Annotated in this window: 18 protein-coding genes; 10 read left to right on the forward strand and 8 right to left on the reverse strand. The window is 70.3% G+C overall.

All coding sequences use genetic code 11. From position 1 onward, the window contains the following. Positions 1-64: 64 nt before the first annotated feature. Entirely contained in the window at positions 65-1,366 is a 1,302-nt protein-coding gene (locus F4560_RS41795) for an RNA polymerase sigma factor (RefSeq protein ID WP_184928538.1), read from the reverse strand. 197 nt (positions 1,367-1,563) lie between these two features. Then, entirely contained in the window at positions 1,564-2,325 is a 762-nt protein-coding gene (ppgK, locus tag F4560_RS41800) for a polyphosphate--glucose phosphotransferase (RefSeq protein ID WP_184928539.1), read from the reverse strand. A 94-nt stretch (positions 2,326-2,419) separates the two neighbouring features. Between ppgK and F4560_RS41805 the strand changes: the two genes are divergently transcribed. Further along, positions 2,420-3,220: an inositol monophosphatase family protein gene (locus F4560_RS41805; protein ID WP_184929711.1), complete on the forward strand. Its 801-nt coding sequence runs from the start codon at positions 2,420-2,422 to the stop codon at positions 3,218-3,220. 322 nt (positions 3,221-3,542) lie between these two features. On the opposite strand, the gene cei is transcribed toward F4560_RS41805, so the two are convergent. Next, positions 3,543-4,253, reverse strand: a complete 711-nt coding sequence (cei, locus tag F4560_RS41810) for an envelope integrity protein Cei (protein ID WP_184928540.1) — start codon at positions 4,251-4,253, stop codon at positions 3,543-3,545. 431 nt (positions 4,254-4,684) lie between these two features. Between cei and F4560_RS41815 the strand changes: the two genes are divergently transcribed. Further along, the gene (locus F4560_RS41815; RefSeq protein WP_053717171.1) at positions 4,685-4,984 is read left to right on the forward strand and encodes a DUF4193 domain-containing protein; all 300 of its coding nucleotides are present in this window, start codon (positions 4,685-4,687) and stop codon (positions 4,982-4,984) included. A gap of 210 nt (positions 4,985-5,194) precedes the next feature. On the opposite strand, the gene F4560_RS41820 is transcribed toward F4560_RS41815, so the two are convergent. Then, positions 5,195-5,659 carry a DUF3093 domain-containing protein gene (locus F4560_RS41820; RefSeq protein ID WP_312869801.1) on the reverse strand — a complete coding sequence of 155 codons (465 nt, stop codon included), beginning with the start codon at positions 5,657-5,659 and terminating at the stop codon, positions 5,195-5,197. Between the two features lie 24 nt (positions 5,660-5,683). Between F4560_RS41820 and dut the strand changes: the two genes are divergently transcribed. Both dut and F4560_RS41830 read left to right on the forward strand, forming a co-directional pair. After that, on the forward strand, positions 5,684-6,151 hold the full coding sequence (gene dut / locus F4560_RS41825) for a dUTP diphosphatase (protein WP_184928541.1): 468 nt from the start codon (positions 5,684-5,686) through the stop codon (positions 6,149-6,151). Positions 6,152-6,156: 5 nt separating this feature from the next. Next, positions 6,157-6,789, forward strand: a complete 633-nt coding sequence (locus tag F4560_RS41830; protein WP_184928542.1) for a DUF3710 domain-containing protein — start codon at positions 6,157-6,159, stop codon at positions 6,787-6,789. Here F4560_RS41830 and F4560_RS41835 read toward each other — a convergent pair. Beyond that, positions 6,786-7,451 (reverse strand): alpha/beta fold hydrolase, encoded by a 666-nt coding sequence (locus F4560_RS41835; RefSeq protein ID WP_184928543.1) that lies wholly within the window; start codon positions 7,449-7,451, stop codon positions 6,786-6,788. The genes F4560_RS41830 and F4560_RS41835 overlap by 4 nt on opposite strands. Before the next feature lie 105 nt (positions 7,452-7,556). Here F4560_RS41835 and F4560_RS41840 point away from each other — a divergent pair, with 105 nt between their 5' ends. Then, positions 7,557-7,934, forward strand: a complete 378-nt coding sequence (locus F4560_RS41840; protein ID WP_184928544.1) for an OB-fold nucleic acid binding domain-containing protein — start codon at positions 7,557-7,559, stop codon at positions 7,932-7,934. Next, positions 7,931-8,704 (forward strand): DUF3159 domain-containing protein, encoded by a 774-nt coding sequence (locus F4560_RS41845; RefSeq protein WP_184928545.1) that lies wholly within the window; start codon positions 7,931-7,933, stop codon positions 8,702-8,704. The genes F4560_RS41840 and F4560_RS41845 overlap by 4 nt, the downstream gene beginning before the upstream one ends. A 64-nt stretch (positions 8,705-8,768) precedes the next feature. Here F4560_RS41845 and F4560_RS41850 read toward each other — a convergent pair whose 3' ends face one another. Next, a complete protein-coding gene (locus F4560_RS41850; protein ID WP_033437070.1) occupies positions 8,769-9,425 on the reverse strand; it encodes a potassium channel family protein in 657 nt (218 codons plus the stop codon). A gap of 1 nt (position 9,426) precedes the next feature. Next, positions 9,427-10,089, reverse strand: coding sequence for a potassium channel family protein (locus F4560_RS41855; RefSeq protein ID WP_184928546.1), 663 nt, complete (start codon positions 10,087-10,089; stop codon positions 9,427-9,429). Between the two features lie 82 nt (positions 10,090-10,171). On the opposite strand from F4560_RS41855, the gene F4560_RS41860 reads away from it, so the two are divergent. From F4560_RS41860 to dxs, 3 genes are all read left to right on the forward strand, one after another. Beyond that, positions 10,172-12,199 carry an APC family permease gene (locus F4560_RS41860; protein WP_184928547.1) on the forward strand — a complete coding sequence of 676 codons (2,028 nt, stop codon included), beginning with the start codon at positions 10,172-10,174 and terminating at the stop codon, positions 12,197-12,199. Further along, a complete protein-coding gene (locus F4560_RS41865; protein WP_184928548.1) occupies positions 12,196-13,425 on the forward strand; it encodes a class I SAM-dependent RNA methyltransferase in 1,230 nt (409 codons plus the stop codon). The genes F4560_RS41860 and F4560_RS41865 overlap by 4 nt, the downstream gene beginning before the upstream one ends. A gap of 73 nt (positions 13,426-13,498) precedes the next feature. Beyond that, positions 13,499-15,397 (forward strand): 1-deoxy-D-xylulose-5-phosphate synthase, encoded by a 1,899-nt coding sequence (gene dxs, locus F4560_RS41870; protein WP_184928549.1) that lies wholly within the window; start codon positions 13,499-13,501, stop codon positions 15,395-15,397. 317 nt (positions 15,398-15,714) lie between these two features. Here the strand turns inward: dxs and F4560_RS41875 are convergent, their stop codons facing one another. After that, the gene (locus F4560_RS41875; protein WP_184928550.1) at positions 15,715-15,900 is read right to left on the reverse strand and encodes a hypothetical protein; all 186 of its coding nucleotides are present in this window, start codon (positions 15,898-15,900) and stop codon (positions 15,715-15,717) included. A gap of 143 nt (positions 15,901-16,043) precedes the next feature. On the opposite strand from F4560_RS41875, the gene F4560_RS41880 reads away from it, so the two are divergent. Continuing rightward, positions 16,044-17,180: a GIY-YIG nuclease family protein gene (locus F4560_RS41880; RefSeq protein ID WP_184928551.1), complete on the forward strand. Its 1,137-nt coding sequence runs from the start codon at positions 16,044-16,046 to the stop codon at positions 17,178-17,180. The last annotated feature ends 36 nt before the right edge of the window (positions 17,181-17,216 follow it).

Below are 17,216 nucleotides of genomic sequence, written 5' to 3' on the forward strand. Positions count from 1 at the left end.
GCAAGGGCCCCATCGGCTGGACGGCCGATGGAGCCCTTGCTCTGAGTGATCTTCGGTCGAGCTATTAGTCCAGGTAGTCGCGCAGAACCTGCGACCGGGACGGGTGCCGGAGCTTCGACATCGTCTTCGACTCGATCTGCCGGATCCGCTCCCGCGTCACGCCGTAGACCTGGCCGATCTCGTCCAGCGTGCGCGGCTGGCCGTCGGTGAGGCCGAACCGCAGCCGCACCACACCCGCCTCGCGCTCGGACAGCGTCGCCAGCACCGACTGCAACTGGTCCTGGAGCAGCGTGAACGACACCGCGTCCACGGCCACCACGGCTTCGGAGTCCTCGATGAAGTCACCGAGCTGGCTGTCGCCCTCGTCGCCGATCGTCTGGTCCAGCGAAATGGGCTCCCGGGCGTACTGCTGGATCTCCAGCACCTTCTCCGGGGTGATGTCCATTTCCTTGGCGAGCTCCTCGGGCGTGGGCTCGCGGCCCAGGTCCTGCAGGAGTTCACGCTGTATACGGCCGAGCTTGTTGATGACCTCCACCATGTGCACCGGGATGCGGATGGTGCGGGCCTGGTCGGCCATCGCGCGGGTGATCGCCTGGCGAATCCACCACGTCGCGTACGTGGAGAACTTGTAGCCCTTGGTGTAGTCGAACTTCTCCACCGCGCGGATCAGACCGAGGTTGCCCTCCTGGATCAGGTCCAGGAACGCCATGCCACGACCGGTGTAGCGCTTGGCGAGCGACACCACGAGCCGGAGGTTCGCCTCCAGCAGGTGGTTCTTCGCCCGCTCGCCGTCCCGCACGATCCACCGCAGGTCACGGCGCATCTGGGGGGTCAGCTTCTCCTGCTCGTCCTCGGCCCGGCGCACCCGCTCGGCGGCGTAGAGGCCGGCCTCGATGCGCTTGGCGAGTTCGACCTCCTCTTCCGCGTTGAGGAGCGCGACCTTGCCGATCTGCTTCAAGTAGGCGCGGACCGAGTCGGCCGAGGCGGTGAGTTCGGCGTCCTTGCGGGCTTGCCGCAGGGCCTCCGACTCCTCCTCGTCCCAGACGAAGTCACCCTCGCCGGGCTTGGCCTCCTCCTCGGCGGGCTCCTCCTCGACCGGCTCGTCGATCAACTCGACGTCTTCGACCAGGTCTTCGGCATCAGGAGCGCCTTCGAGGTCTTCGGGGTCCTCGCCGTCCTTCTTCACCTTGCCGGGCGCGGCAGTGCCGGCCTTGGCGGCCGTCTTGCGCGGCGCCCGCGTGGCCGTCTTCCCCGCCGCGGCGGTCTTCGCCGCCGGCTTCTTGGCCGGGGCCTTCCTCGCCGAGGTGGCCTTGGGCGTCTCCTCGGCGTCAGCCTGAGCTGCCTGAGTCGTCTTCGCGGCTGCCACGTACGCCCTTTCACGACTGTCGATCAAGGCAAACCGAAGGGCGCGAACCTCGGTCGCCTGAGTACGGGGGATCCCCCGCCGGATCGTTCGTCAGCGGGGCACCGTTCCATTGTAACGACGAGAATCGCGTGCCGTTGCGCCGCGGCGTCCTCCGGAGCGGTCCGGCACGCGTTCTCGCAGGTGGAACGATGCGTAAATCAGTGGCGGAGACCCTGCGCGGCGGCTACCGCGGCCCCCACGATGCCCGCGTCGTTCTTCAACGCGGCGGCCACCACCTCGGTGCGCACCTCGAGCAGCGGGAGCCACTTCTCGGCCTTCTTGCTGACCCCGCCGCCCGCGATCACCAGGTCCGGCCAGATCAGGTCCTCCAGCACGTTGACGTACCGGGAGACGCGCGGCGTCCACTCCGCCCAGGTCAGGCCCTTGTCCTCCTTCACCGAGGCCGCGGCGCGCTTCTCCGCGTCGTGGCCGTCGACTTCGAGGTGGCCGAACTCGGTGTTCGGGATGAGCTTGCCGTCCTGGAACAGGGCGGTGCCGATGCCCGTGCCGAACGTCAGCAGGACCACCAGGCCGTCCCGGCCGACACCGGAGCCGAACCGCATCTCGGCGATACCGGCGGCGTCGGCGTCGTTCAGCACGACGATCTGGTCCTTCGGCCGGCCGAGGCGCTGGGAGAACAGTTCGGCGGCGTCCGTGCCGATCCACGCCTGGTCGACGTTTGCGGCGCTGTGCGCGATACCGTGCTTGACGACGCAGGGCAGCGTGACGCCCACGGGACCGTCCCAGTTGAACTTCTCGACGATCTCGGCGACCACGTCGGCGACCGCGTCCGGCGTCGAAGGCTGCGGCGTGATGATGCGCAGGCGCTCGCCGTCCAGTGCACCCGCCTCCAGGTCCACGAGCCCGCCCTTGATGCCGGAACCGCCGATGTCCACACCGAACCCGCGGGTCATGCCCATCCCCGTGGCCTTCCTACTCGATTCAGTAACCGTGGCCGCAGACATTAGCCTGCGGTTCTCCGATAGTCCCGTGAGAGTGACGCAGGAGGAACAGTTGCGTTTCGATCCGCGCTCATTGGTCGACACCGCCGTGCTCGTGGCCCGCGAGGCGGGCGAGTTGGCGGTCACCATGCGCGAAGCCGCCGTGACCGATGTCGACACCAAGAGCAGTGCCACGGACGTGGTGACGGCGGCCGACCGCGCGTCCGAGCAACTCGTCCGGCGGCGGCTCGCCGAACTGCGACCCGGTGAGCCGGTGATCGGGGAGGAAGAAGGCGGTACCGCCGCGGTCGAGGGGCTGACCTGGGTCGTCGACCCGATCGACGGGACGGTGAATTACCTGTACGGGATTCCGCACTACGCCGTGTCGATCGCCGCCCAGATCGACGGCGCGTCGGTGGCCGGCGCGGTCGTGGAACCGGTCAGCGGACGGGTGTGGACGGCGGCGCGCGGGGGTGGGGCGTGGCTGGACGGGCGGCGGCTCGCCGTGTCGGACGCCACCCGATTGGACTTGTCCCTTTTGGGTTACGGCTTCGCGTACCGGGCGGAGCGGCGGCAGCGTCAGGCGGAGGCGTGGGCCGGTCTGGCGACGCGGGTGCGTGACATGCGGCGGGCCGGTGCGGCGTCGTTGGACCTGTGCGCCGTGGCGGCCGGGCGGCTGGACGCGTACGCCGAGCACACGCTGGGTCGGTGGGACTGGGCGGCGGGGGCGTTGCTGGCCAGTGAGGCCGGTGCGGTCGTGCACCTGCCGGGGGAGGCGCCGGAACTGGGGGCGGACGCCACGTTCGCCGCCGCGCCGGGCATCGCCGACGCCCTGTTCACCGCCCTGGTCGAGTCCGGCTTCGGCAAGGTCTAACCCGCGAGTCGAACCCCCAGGTCCCGCGTGTCGAACCTCCAGACCCCGTGAGTCCTACGTTCAGAACGCGTGAGTCCTACGTTCAGAACGCGTGAGTCCTACGTTCCCGTACCCCGAATTCAACGCTCAGGACGGCTGGGGTCGGTCGCCCCGTGTTCTGAGCGTTGAACTCGGGTGTTCCGAACGTAGGACTCACGGGTCCTGAACGTAGGACTCACGGGGTCTGAGTGTTCGACACGCGGGACCTGAGCGTTCGACTCGCGCGGAATCACCCTGGTGGGGTCACCCGTGGCGGGGGTGAGTCGGCAGCGCGTCAGCAGCGTCAGCAGTGGACGTCGCGGGCGGCCTCGAGGTTGTCGGCGTTCAGGGACGGCGCGGTCGAGCCCTCGGCCGCCTGGCCACCCTGCTGCTCCGGCTGCTGCTCGGCCCACGCGGCCAGCTGGTCGAGCACCTTGCGGGCGTCGCTGTTCGGCTTCACCTCGCTGAACTTCTGGCCGATCGCCAGGTCCACCGTCGCGTCCTGCCGCTCGTCCCGCACCAGCTCGAGGCACGGCTCGATCAGGCTCAACGTCCGCGCGGCACCCGCACCGGGCGCCCCGAACCGGATCTGCCCGCGGCACGCCATGTCCTGCGCCGGGTACACCGGGTCGTTGCCCGGCTCGGCCGCCTGCTTCAACCCCAGCTCGACCAGCGTCGTCGCGACGAACCGCGCCTGGTTGCGCTGCGTGCTGGCGTTGAACACGCGGAACTGCACCTCGCCGACCGGCACCGGATCCGTCCGGTCCAGCGCGTTGTGCTCCAGCACCGTGCCCAGCGCGGGCTGCGGCCCGGCCGGTGGCGCGCCGGAAGCGACCGAGGGCGCCGAACCCGGCGTGTTGCACTTGATCGCGGCGTCCACGTCCCCAGCGTCCGCCAGCACGCGGTTCCACACCACTACCGACGTCACGGCGAGCACCAGGAACAGGACGAGCGCCGGCAACGGCCGTCGCTTCCGGTACCGCGACGACCCGCTGCTCCCCGTACCGGGTCCCACGTCCGTCGACCTCCCCTGGCCCAGTGCTGATGGTGATCAGGCTATGCCGCGCCCCGCCGCCCCGCGTCTCGGGCGGGTGTGTAGCGGGACGCAACCACCCGGTCGCGGACGGTCAACGCCCATGTCGGGCATCACAGCACGGGAGCACCGGGTGGGCAATGCCCACCCAAAGCCTATCGGGCCTGCGTGTGATGGGCGTGTCACCCGTCTGCTCAATTAGGGGGAACCCGCTGCACGGCCCCCCGATCAATGAGCTACCCTCTCGGCGCTCCGGGCACCTCCGGGCACCGGAAAGCGTCGACGTACAGGGGGTTGGCGCCCGGCCGCAAGAGCGAGACCTCCGTCACTGGGGACGGAGGGCACAAATTGGGGCGCTGGTGCGTTAACCAGCGACACGAACAGTCTCCGTAGACCGCAGGGGTGAAAGAAGCATGGCGACCGACTACGACGCACCGCGTCGCAGCGAGGCGGACGAACTCGCTGAGGACTCCCTAGAGGAGCTGAAGGCGCGGCGCAACGAAACGCAGTCCGGGGTCGTCGACATCGACGAGGACGCGACCGCCGAGAACTTCGAGCTGCCGGGCGCCGACCTGTCCGGCGAGGAGCTCACGTTCAAGGTCCTGCCGAAGCAGGCGGACGAGTTCACGTGCTCGAAGTGCTTCCTGGTGCACCACCGCAGCAGGCTGGCCGAAGAAGTCAACGGCCAGTACATCTGCCGCGACTGCGCCTGACGCACGATCGAGAGCACGACCCTCCAGCAGTGAGCACACGGCAGTAAGCACCACGGCACCACAGGCACCACCAGCAGTAGACACCAACGACCAGACCTGGGCGCTCACCCCCACCGCCGGGGTGGCGCCCTGGTCCCCGTCGCGAAAGTCACCCGGACCGACACTATCCCGGCCGACGCGGTCCGAACCGGCGCGAACCCGACCGGGTTTTCACCGATCACGCAGCACGGCCGCCAACTTCTCCGCCGAACGCACGCTGAACAGCCAGTACGGCGTCGGGTCCGCGGGGTCGTCGATCGCGACCCGCACCATCGGCCCCACCCACCCGCGGTGCGTCACGAACGCCATCGGGTCCAGGTTCGGCCCCATCGCCTTCCGCTTCGACTTCGAGTCGAACACCTCGACCTCGCCGAGCAGGTCCAGCGGCACGTGCGCCTGGCCGACCCGCAGCTCGCCGCCGGACACCTCGACCTTCACCGAACCCATCCGCACGATCAGCAGCACGGCCAGCGGCACCGTGATGACGTACGGCAGCCACGACCGCACGCCCGGGAACCCCATGTGGATCTCGGCCGCCAGCAACGCGGCCGCGGCCAACGGCAGCGGCCAGCCCCACCACGGGACGTACAGCCGCTCGCGGAACACGATGGGGGCGGTCACAGCACTCTCGCTCACACCACCAGGGTAGTCTCGCGCGCCGTGCCCAGCGTCGAGGTCCTCTTGTCCCGTCTCGATCCTGCCGTGCCAGTCCCGGCCTACGCCCGACCGGGTGATGCCGGCGCGGACCTGGTGACGACCACCGACGTGGTGATCGAACCGGGTGAACGCGCGGTGGTGGGGACCGGTGTCGCGATCGCGCTCCCCGAGGGCTATGCGGGATTCGTGCACCCGCGTTCGGGCCTGGCCGCGCGTGTCGGTCTGAGCGTGGTCAACACACCAGGCACGATCGACGCGGGCTACCGGGGTGAGATCAAGGTTTGTCTGGTGAACCACGACCTGCGCGAGGCCGTCGTGCTCACGCGCGGTGACCGGATCGCCCAGCTCGTGGTGCAAAAGGTGGAACACGCGGTGTTCCGCGAAGTCGAAGAGCTGCCCGACTCCGCACGCGGAGAGGGCGGCTACGGCTCTACAGGCGGGCACGACGTGCTCGCCCGGACGGAGGGGTGAAGGCGATGTTCGGAAAGCGCCGCAAGCGCGGTAGGCACTCCGCGAACCGGGGGACGGCGCAACCCGAGGTCGAGTTCGACGGTGTCGAGGAGGCCGAGGTGGGGCCGTTCGACGAGTCGCAGGCCCCGGACGACGGACTGACCCGGTTGGACCTGGGCTCGATCCGGCTGCCCGTGCCCGACGGCGCGCAGCTCCAGGTGGAGATGGACCCGGCGGGCGCGGTGCGGGCGGTGCACCTGCTGACGACCGTCGGCCAGCTCACCGTCAGCGCGTTCGCCGCGCCCAAGTCGGACCGGCTGTGGCCGGACGTCAGCAGCGAGATGATCGCCCAGTTCAAGTCCGACGGCTTCCGGATCCTGCGGGAGAACGGCGAGTGGGGCGAGGAGATCGCGGCCCGCAACAACGAGGTGCACCTGCGCGTAGTGGGCGTGGACGGCCACCGGTGGATGCTGCGCGGTATCGCCGCGGCGCCGACCGAGGAGCTGGGCCTGAAGGCGACCGAGGCGCTGTACGCGCTGGTCAGGGACACGATCGTGGTGCGCGGCGAGCAGGCGATGCCGGTGCGCACGCCGTTGCCGATCGAACTGCCCGAGGCCATCGCCAGGCACGTCCAGGCCCAAGGCCAACAGCAGGCCTAGGCATCGAGGTACGCGGTGAGCGTGGCGCGGCCCAGGGACTCCCGGTCCGCGCCCAACGCCGCCAGCGTCGTCGTGCGCAGCACGGCACGGGGAAGCGCCCCGACCCACTCCCGGGCGATACCCAACGGGTGAACGGGGTCGTCAGTGCAGGTGGCGACCCCCACTGGCACCGTCAGCCCGCCCAGTTCGGCCAACGTCGGCGAGGACGACCCGGCGGCCTCCCTCAGCACCTCCGCCAGTCGCGTCCCGTACCGGGGCCAGGCTCGCCGCAGCTCGGCGCCGAGCCACCCGTCCACCCCGGCGAGCGCGGCCTCGACCCCCGCCGACTCCACCACCGAGGCACTGGCCGACGCGGCCAAGGCAGCCGGTGCGCCGTCTGCGGCCCCGTGCCACGCCGGCAAGGCCACCAGGAGCCCCGCGCACCGCTCGGGATGCCGCACCGCCCACGCCGCCGCCACGTGCGCCCCCAGCGACACCCCGCCCACGACCAGCGGAGTCCCGTCCCAGGCGGCGTCCAACGCCTCCACGTGCTCCCGGACGCCCCGCGACGCGGGGGCGAGCAGCGACAACCCGGCCTCCGCCAGCGGACCCGCGAAGACCGACGCCACGAACACCTCGTCGGACGCGGTGCCGGGCAGCAGAACGGCGCGTGTCGATCTCATGACGCCAGATCCTCCCCCAGTCGGATACCCGACCGGGTGGACCCGGTTACGCTGGCTGTTGGACGGGCTTCGTCGTCGAGGCCCCGCGCATTCCAGGAGTCGGGGATGACTGGTACTGGGGGTGGCTACTGGCGCCGCCTCGTGCGTCGGCTTACCACCGACGTCAGCGAGTTGGACGCCGACGACCTGTCTCGAAAAGCCGAGGCCGTCGGGGCCATCCGCGCGTGCGACTGCGAGTCCGGTCAGGAGGTGACGGTGATGGGCAGGCTGCGCAGTGTCGAGCTTTGTCCGCGTGACGCCGCCGCCACGCTGGAGGCGGAGTTGTACGACGGCACCGAGGGCGTCACGCTGGTCTGGCTGGGTCGTCGCCGGATCGCGGGCATCGAGCCGGGCAGGACGATCAAGGCCAGAGGGCGGATAGCGGTGCGTGACGGCCGCAAGGTGCTCTACAACCCCTACTACGAGTTGCAGAACGCTTCATGACAAAAGTGGACGAGTCCGAGAAGCAGCCCACCATGCTGGAGCAGATGGGCGGCGTCAGCGGTCTCCTGTTCTCCTCGTTGCCCGTCGTGGTGTTCGTGCTGGTCAACGCGTTGGCCGGGCTCATGCCGGCGATCTGGAGCGCGCTGTCGTCGGCCGTGGTGATCGGCATCGTGCTGGCCATGCGCAAGGGCTCGGTGCAGCCGGCCGTCTCGGCGGTCTTCGGCGTCGGCATCGCCGCGTTCATCGCCTACCGCACCGGTGACGCCAAGGGCTTCTTCCTGTTCGGCATCTGGCAGAGCCTCGTCTACGGCGGCGTGTTCCTGGGCTCGATCCTGGTCAGATGGCCGCTCGCCGGCGTGATCTGGTCGGCCCTCAACGGCCAGGGCCAGTCGTGGCGGCAGGACAAGGCGAGCGTCCGCGACTACGACATCGCCACGCTCGTGTGGGCGCTCGTCTTCGGCGCCAGGTTCGTGGTGCAGCGTTGGCTGTACGACGAGGCGTCGGTCGGCTGGCTGGCCGCGGCGCGGTTGGCCATGGGCTACCCGCTGATGGCGGTGGCGCTGGTCGCCACCGTGTGGGCGGTCCGCCGTTCGGACAAGCGCTTGAAGGCCTCGCTCGCCCTCGCCGAGGAAGAGAACCGGGCCGCCGAGGAACGCCTCCGGGCACAGGCCGGGGCCGATCCGAACCTCGCCAAGCCGGACATCTACGAGCGGATGCTCGACGTTCCCGCCGAACACCGCCCGCAGCCCGCACGGGCCGACGAGCGGTAACAGACGAACTCACGCAGCAGGGGCCCCCGCCAGGGCCCCTGCTCCGTTTCGCGCCAAGTCCGGGCTAGTACCCCAGCGCCGAGCGGATCTCGTTCTCCACGGCGGCGGAGGCCACGAACAGCAGCTCGTCCCCGCCTTCCAGCGTGTCCTCGGGCGTCGGCACGATGACCCGGCCGCCGCGCAGGATCGTCACCAGCGCCGCGTCGCGGGGCAGCGCCAACCCGTTCACGGGCGAGCCGGCCAGCGGCGTGTCACCGGGAAGGGTGATCTCCACCAGGTTCGCCTGACCCTGGCGCAGCGTCATCAACCGCACCACGTCCCCGACCGTCACCGCCTCCTCGACCAGCGCCGACAGGATGCGCGGCGTGGACACGGCCACGTCCACGCCCCACGACTCGGTGAACAGCCATTCGTTGGCCGGGTCGTTCACCCGAGCCACCACGCGCTTCACCGCGAACTCGGTCTTCGCCAGCAGCGACACGACCAGGTTGACCTTGTCGTCACCGGTCGCCGCGATCACCACGTCGCACAGCTGCATCCCGGCGTCTTCCAACGACGACAGCTCGCACGCGTCGGCCTGCACCCACTCGGCCTGCTCCACGGTGTGCGGCTCGAAGTGGTTGCGGTCCCGCTCGATCAGCATCACCTGGTGCCCGTCGGACACCAGTTCGGCCGCGATGGACCGGCCCACCGCGCCGGCCCCAGCAATGGCGATACGCAACTCAGCTCTCCTCCGGCGCGTGAGCCGCAGCCGCGGCAACATCCGTCACGGTGCCGGACAGGGCGGCCACGTACACCTGGTCGTCGGCCTGGAGCACCGTCTTCAAGTCGGGCAGCACGCCGGTCCCGAACCGCATCACGAACGCTACCCGGCACCCGGTGGCCTCCTCCAGGTCGCGCACCGTGCGCCCGACCCAGTCCTCGTGCAGCTCAAGCGGCAGCACAGCCACCGTGCCGGACGGGTCGCGCCACGCGGTCGCCGTGCCCTCGGGCAGCAGCATCCGCAGGAACCGGTCGGTGGACCACGGCACGGTCGCCACGGTCGGGATGCCCAGCCGCTCGTACACCGCGGCGCGCTTCTCGTCGTAGATCCGGGCGACCACCGCCTCCACCCCGAACGTCTCCCGCGCCACCCGCGCCGAGATGATGTTGGAGTTGTCGCCGCTGGACACGGCCGCGAACGCGCCCGCCCGTTCGATACCGGCCTGGATCAGCACCTTCTGGTCGAAACCGTTGCCGACGACCTGCTGGCCGTGGAAGTCGGGGCCGAGTCTCCGGAACGACATCGCGTCCTTGTCGATCACCGAGACCTGGTGGTCCAGGCGCTCCAGCGCCCTGGCCAGGGACGAGCCCACCCGGCCACAGCCCATGATCACCACGTGCACGAAAGCCTCCCGAACGACGTCTGCGGAGAACCTACCCACGATTAGTCCGACCAGGGGACGCGACCCCTTACGCTTTCGACCCGTGTCCAAGCTCGCAACCGCGGCCAAGCGCCTCCTGGTCGGCAGGCCCTTCCGCAGCGATCGCCTCTCCCACACGTTGCTGCCCAAACGCATCGCGTTGCCGGTGTTCGCGTCCGACCCGATGTCGAGCGTGGCCTACGCGCCGGAGGAGATCCTGCTGACGCTGTCGGTCGCCGGTCTCTCGGCGTACGCCTTCAGCCCGTGGATCGGCCTGGTCGTCGTGGTCGTGATGCTCGCGGTGGTGGCTTCCTACCGGCAGAACGTGCACGCGTACCCCTCCGGGGGCGGTGACTACGAGGTCGCGACCGTCAACCACGGCCCACGCTGGGGCCTCACGGTCGCCAGCGCGCTGCTGGTCGACTACATCCTCACGGTAGCGGTGTCGATCTCCTCGGCGGCGGCGAACATCGGTTCGCTGGTGCCGTTCGTGGACACGCACAAGGTCCTGTTCTCGGTGACGGCGATCGTCATCCTCACCGCGATGAACCTCCGGGGCGTGCGCGAGTCGGGCGCCATGTTCGCCATCCCGACCTACGCGTTCGTCGCCGGCATCGTCGGCATGATCGTCTACGGCGCGGTCCGGGTGTTCCTGCTCGACGACGAGGTCCGCGCCGAGAGCTCGACCTTCACCCTGGCCGGCGAGCAGGGACACCTCGCCGGCGTGGGCCTGGCGTTCCTCGTGCTGCGCGCGTTCTCCTCCGGCAGCGCGGCGCTGACCGGCGTCGAGGCGATCAGCAACGGCGTGCCCGCGTTCCGCAAGCCGAAGTCGCGCAACGCGGCGACCACCCTGCTGCTGATGGGCGTCCTCGCCATCGTCATGTTCCTCGGCCTGATCTTCCTGGCCCGGGTGACCGGCGTGGTGGTGGCGGAGGACCCGGCGCACCAGCTCGTCGGCGCGCCCGAGGGCTACCAGCAGAAGACGCTCGTCGCCCAGCTGGCCGGCGCCGTGTTCGGCGGCTTCTCGCCCGCGATCTACTACGTCATCTTCTTCACCGGCCTGATCCTGGTGCTCGCCGCGAACACCGCGTTCAACGGCTTCCCGGTGCTCGGCTCGATCCTCGCCCAGGACCGCTACCTGCCCCGCCAGCTGCACACCCGCGGCGACCGGCTGGCGTTCAGCAACGGCATCGTCTTCCTCGCGCTCGCGGCGATCGTGCTGGTCGTCGCGTTCGACGCGGAGGTCACCAAGCTCATCCAGCTCTACATCGTCGGCGTCTTCGTGTCGTTCGTGCTCAGCCAGAGCGGCATGATCCGGCACTGGAACCGGCTGCTGGCCTCCGAGACCGACCCCACCGCACGCCGCCGGATGCGCCGCTCGCAGGCGATCAACAGCTTCGGCCTGTTCATGACGAGCGCCGTGCTGATCATCGTGCTGATCACCAAGTTCCTGAACGGCGCGTGGATCGCCATCGCCGCGATGGCCGCCATCTACGGTCTGATGACCGCCATCCGCCGGCACTACGACCGCGTCGCCGAGGAGCTGCGCCAGCAGGAGCAGAACAAGGAGCAGCAGAAGCTGCTGCCCGCCCGCAACCACGCCATGGTGCTCGTCTCCAAGCTGCACATGCCCACCCTGCGGGCCATGGCGTACGCCAAGGCCACCCGACCGGACATCCTGGAGGCGGTGACCGTCAACGTGGACGACATGGACACCCGCCGGCTCGTGCAAGCGTGGGGGAAGGAGAACTTCAAGGTGCCGCTGAAGGTGATCGAGTCCCCGTACCGGGAGATCACCAGGCCGGTCCTGGAGTACGTCAAACGGGTCCGCACGGACAACCCGCGCGACGTGGTGACGGTGTTCATCCCGGAGTACGTGGTCGGTCACTGGTGGGAGCAGTTCCTGCACAACCAGAGCGCGCTGAGGCTGAAGGGCAGGCTGCTGTTCCAGCCGGGCGTGATGGTGACGAGCGTGCCCTGGCAGCTGGCGTCATCCTCGAAGGTGACCGACAAAGACGACGTCGTCGCGCCCGGCGCCATCCGGCGTGGTCTGGACAAGCGTGGCCAAGAGGATCAGAGGAACGGCAAGTGACGGCGACCTGGAAGCAGCGGCTCATCGAGGTGGAGGTCGGCGCGGTGGCCCACGGCGGGCACTGCGTCGCCCGGCACGAGGGCCGCGTCGTCTTCGTCCGGCACGCGCTGCCCGGCGAACGGGTGGTCGTCCGGATCACCGAGGACACCGGCGGCTCGTTCTGCCGCGGTGACGCCGTCGAGGTGCTGGAGGCGTCACCGGACCGGGTCCAGGCGCCGTGCCCGTACGCCGGGCCGGGCCTGTGCGGCGGCTGCGACTGGCAGCACGCGTCGTGGCAGGCGCAGCGCGAGCTGAAGGCCGCCGTGGTCAGCGAGCAGCTGCACCGGCTGGCCAAGCTCGACTGGGAGGTCATCGTCGAGGACCTGCCCGGCGGGCCGGAGGACTGGCGCACCCGGATGCGGATGGCCGTCGGCCGGGACGGTCGCGCCGGGTTCCGCGCCCACCGCAGCCACGAGGTCATCGCGGTGGACGACTGCGTCATCGCCGCGCCGGACGCGCTGAAGGACGTCGTCGACCGCACGTGGCCGCCGAAGTCCGAGCTCGTCATCACCCGGGACGCGGGCGCGCAGGTCCACCTGACCGAGATCGGCCCGCCGGTCGTGCGCCGCGGCCGTCCCGTGCCCGGACCGTCCCAGCGCCGCGCCGGCAGCGGCACGGCCACCGAACTCGCCGCCGGCCGGACGTGGAACCTCCGCTCCGACGGGTTCTGGCAGGTCCACCCGGCCGCCGCGGACACGTTCGCGGGCGTCGTCCGGGACTGGGCGGACTGCCAGCCCGGCGAACGGGCCTGGGACCTGTACGGCGGCGTGGGCCTGTTCGCGTCCGTGCTGGCCGAGCAGGTCGGCGTCTCCGGATCCGTCGCGGTGGTCGAGTCGTCGTTCGGCGCGGTCGAGGACGGCAAGCTCAACCTGTCCGACCAACCGCAGGTCAGCTGGTACGTGGGCCGCACCGAGACGGTGCTGGAGACACCCGACTTCACCGACCTGCCGCCGGACGTCGTCGTGCTCGACCCGCCGCGCAAGGGCGCGGGCAAGGTCGTGGTGACCGCCATCGCACGAAGTAGACCCGCTCGTGTGGTGTACGTCGCGTGCGACCCGGCCGCCCTGGCCCGCGACATCGCCGCCTTCGCCCATCAGGGCTATGAATTGGCCCAGCTCAGGGCGTTCGACGCGTTTCCGATGACTCATCACGTCGAGTGCATTGCGCTGCTGAAGCCCGTTCGCTGAGCGCCGTCTCAGTCCTCCGTCCGTAGACTGACCGGGCAATCGGGGAGCCGACCACAGGGCGAGGTGGAGCGCAGTGACGCTGCTGGAATCCGTGCACGGACCGGCGGATCTGAAACGGCTGGGTGCCGACGACCTGGTGCGGCTCGCGGCCGAGATCCGGCGGTTCCTGGTCGACAAGGTCTCCCGGACCGGCGGGCACCTCGGGCCCAACCTCGGTGTCGTCGAGCTGACCATCGCGGTGCACCGGGTCTTCGACTCGCCGCAGGACTCGGTCGTGTTCGACACCGGGCACCAGAGCTACGTCCACAAGATCCTCACCGGTCGCCGTGACGGGTTCGACACGCTGCGCCAGAAGGGCGGCCTGTCCGGCTACCCGTCGCGGTCGGAGAGCGAGCACGACATCGAGGAGAACAGCCACGCCTCGACCGCGCTCTCCTACGCCGACGGCCTGGCCAAGGCCTACCAGCTCGGCGGCGAGCGCAGGCACGTCGTCGCGGTCGTCGGCGACGGCGCGCTGACCGGCGGCATGTGCTGGGAAGCCCTGAACAACATCGCCGCGGGCGTCGACCGCTCCGTGGTGATCGTGGTCAACGACAACGGCCGTTCGTACTCGCCCACCATCGGCGGCCTGGCCGACCACCTGTCCTCCCTGCGCCTCCAGCCCGGCTACGAACGCGCCCTGGAGCGCGGCAAGAACGCCCTCCAGGGCACCCCGATCGTCGGCAAGCCCGTCTACGCGGCCCTGCACGCGGCCAAGCGCGGCATCAAGGACGCGCTCAGCCCGCAGGCCATGTTCGAGGACCTCGGCCTGAAGTACATCGGCCCGGTCGACGGCCACGACAACGCGGTGCTGGAGTCGGCGCTGCGGCGGGCCAAGTCGTTCGGCGGACCGGTCATCGTGCACACCGTGACCCGCAAGGGCAACGGCTTCGCGCCGGCCGAGAACCACGAGGCCGACCAGATGCACGCCACCGGCGTCATCGACCCGATCACCGGCGAGAACATCGGCCCGTCCAAGCGCACGTGGACCCACGTGTTCGCGGAGGAGCTGGCGACCCTGGGCGGCGAGCGGCCGGACCTGGTCGCCATCACCGCCGCCATGCGCGGCCCGACAGGCCTGGACAAGTTCGCCGGCCTCTACCCGGACCGCTGCTTCGACGTGGGTATCGCCGAGCAGCACGCCATGACGTCCGCCGCGGGCCTCGCCATGGGCGGGATGCACCCGGTGGTGGCGATCTACGCGACGTTCCTCAACCGGGCGTTCGACCAGCTGCTGATGGACGTCGCCATGCACAAGCAGGGCGTCACCGTCGTCCTGGACCGAGCGGGCATCACCGGCCCCGACGGAGCGTCCCACCACGGCATGTGGGACATGTCCATCTGCGGGCTGGTCCCCGGCATCCACGTCGCCGCGCCCCGTGACGCCGCCACGCTCCGCGAGGAGTTGCGCGAGGCCGTCCGGATCTCCGACGCGCCGTCCGTGGTCCGCTACCCGAAGGCCTCCGTAGGCCCCGACCTGCCCGCTGTCGAGCGCGTGGGCAAGGTCGACGTCCTCCAACGCTCCGGCGACGACGTCCTGCTCGTGACGGTCGGCGCCTTCGGCTCCCTCGGCCTGGCAGCCGCCCAGCGCCTGGCAGACCAGGGCATCGGCGTAACCGTGGTAGACCCCCGCTGGGTCTTCCCGATCTCCGCCGACCTGGTCCAGATGGCCGCCAACCACCGCCTGGTCGTGACCGTCGAGGACGGCGGCCGCCACGGCGGCTTCGGCTGGACACTGGCCGCCGCACTGCGCGACGCCTCCGTAGACGTCCCCCTCCGCGACCTGGGCATCCCCCAGGCGTTCCAGGAGCACGGCGAACGGGGCGAGGTCCTAGCCGACTGCGGCCTGACCGCCCAGGACGTGGCCCGCCGCATCACCGAATGGGTAGCAGCCGACCTACCGACCCCAACCCCCGCAACCGCCAAGAACTAACCCCCACTACCGCGACCCCGGCCGATCACGCCGGTGCCCGGTCTCCGCGAGCCACGTGCTCCCGACCGGCGCCGCCCGACCGGGGTCGCGGTGTGCGTGGACGAGGAGGGCGGGGTCGCGGCACGCGCTCATGCCGTCGGAACGCGGTTGTCATGCCGACTGAGCTCCGCCACGCCGCCCTGACCGAGCTGATGACCCGCGCGGAGGCGAGGGCGGCCCTGGAACGCGCCCGCGGCGAGACGGCCGCGCTCCGCTCGCTCCTCAACGTCACCCGCCTGGCCGAGACCCGTCCGGCCCTGCCGGAACTGCGCGGGCGGTTACCGGCCGCGACGCCACAGCGCGTAGAGACTCGCCGCCACGGCGTCGACGGCGATCAGGGCCTCCAAGCCCGCGACGAGGTGGACGGTGGCCGAGAGGAGCACAAACGAGATCAGCGCGACCAGGTCGACGAGGCGGTCGCGCGACGGGTCCACCGGCGTCCGGCGGCGTTCAGGCGAAGTCATGGACACAGTTGACCATGTGCGATTGAATGGCCACGGCACATTGAACGACATCAAACGCACCTGAACGGTTTCATCCGATTGACATGCGTTTATGGCTGTTCGATGCCGTTCATCGACGTTCAATCGGAGACCGAGGTTCGCTCGTGTACGTCAGCGCAGTAGACCCTGACCTGCTACGCGGTTTCGCCGCCGAACTGAAGGCGTTCCACATCGCCTCCGGCGAGCCCAGCTACGCCGTCCTCAGCCGGCTCGCGGACAAGCACGGCGAATCGCTGTCGCCGGCGAGCATCAGCGACCTCCTCGCCGGCAGGCGCCTGACCAGCTCCACCATCGCGCTGGCCTTCGTGCGCAACGTGCTGAGGTACCGGGGCAACCACGATGACACCGCGCACGAGGCGGAAGTCGACCGCTGGTTGGAGCGTTGGACCCGGGTGCGCAACTCGACCAACCCTGCATCGCTGGCCGGCGACGCTGCGGCCGGCCCGACCGCAGCGACCCCACCGCTACCGGTTGAGCTGGACTTCACGTCGATCGAAGAATCGACCGTGACGAGGCACCGGAGGCGCCCGCCCATCGCCGCGCTGTTGCCGCCCGGCGTTCGGATCTTCCACGCGATGTTGGACGAGGCGCTCAGCGCCAAGGACCCGCGCGGGCGACGGTGGTCGGAGGCGAAGTGGGGGTGCTACGCGTTCTACGACTTCGACGGAGAACCCATCTACGTCGGGCAGACGAACGAAGGCCTGCGCGTCCGCGTCCGGCGGCACCTCTCCAACCAGCGCACCGACGCGGTGGCCATGCGCGTTCTCGACGTCATGGAGGTCGCCGAGCTCGAACTGTGGCCGCTGTGGGAATTGGAGGACGCCGGCCGGCCGGACCACCGCGAGGCGCAGAAGCTGCTCGGCCGCGTCGAGTGCACGGTCTACCGGAACGCGCTGGAGCAGAACTCGATCGGCATGTTGCTCAACACGCACATCCCGCCGTCGAGCGAGCCCGTGACATTGCCGGAGTCCGCGAGGTTCCCCCTGGTGGACCCCACCGTGCGGGAGATGCGGGGCGCGCCTGACGTCCGCATCGCCCGGTGCGCCGAAACCCTGGCACGCCTGGCCGGCGTGGTGGCCGAGCGCGGCGGCGTCAGCGCCAGTCTGCGCCGGGTGATGGTGGTACAGGCGGCCCGCCTTACCCGCCTCACCGCGGCACGCCACGCCTACGCGGCCGGGGAGCTCCCGCCTGAGCCGAATCTCGTCGACATCGGTTACCTGCGTGCCGCCGGCCGGGACTAGGCCGACACCCAGCCGGGCCCCGTCACAAGGGCCACC

Origin of the sequence: Saccharothrix ecbatanensis (assembly GCF_014205015.1) — a bacterium.
GTDB classification, from domain to species: domain Bacteria; phylum Actinomycetota; class Actinomycetes; order Mycobacteriales; family Pseudonocardiaceae; genus Actinosynnema; species Actinosynnema ecbatanense.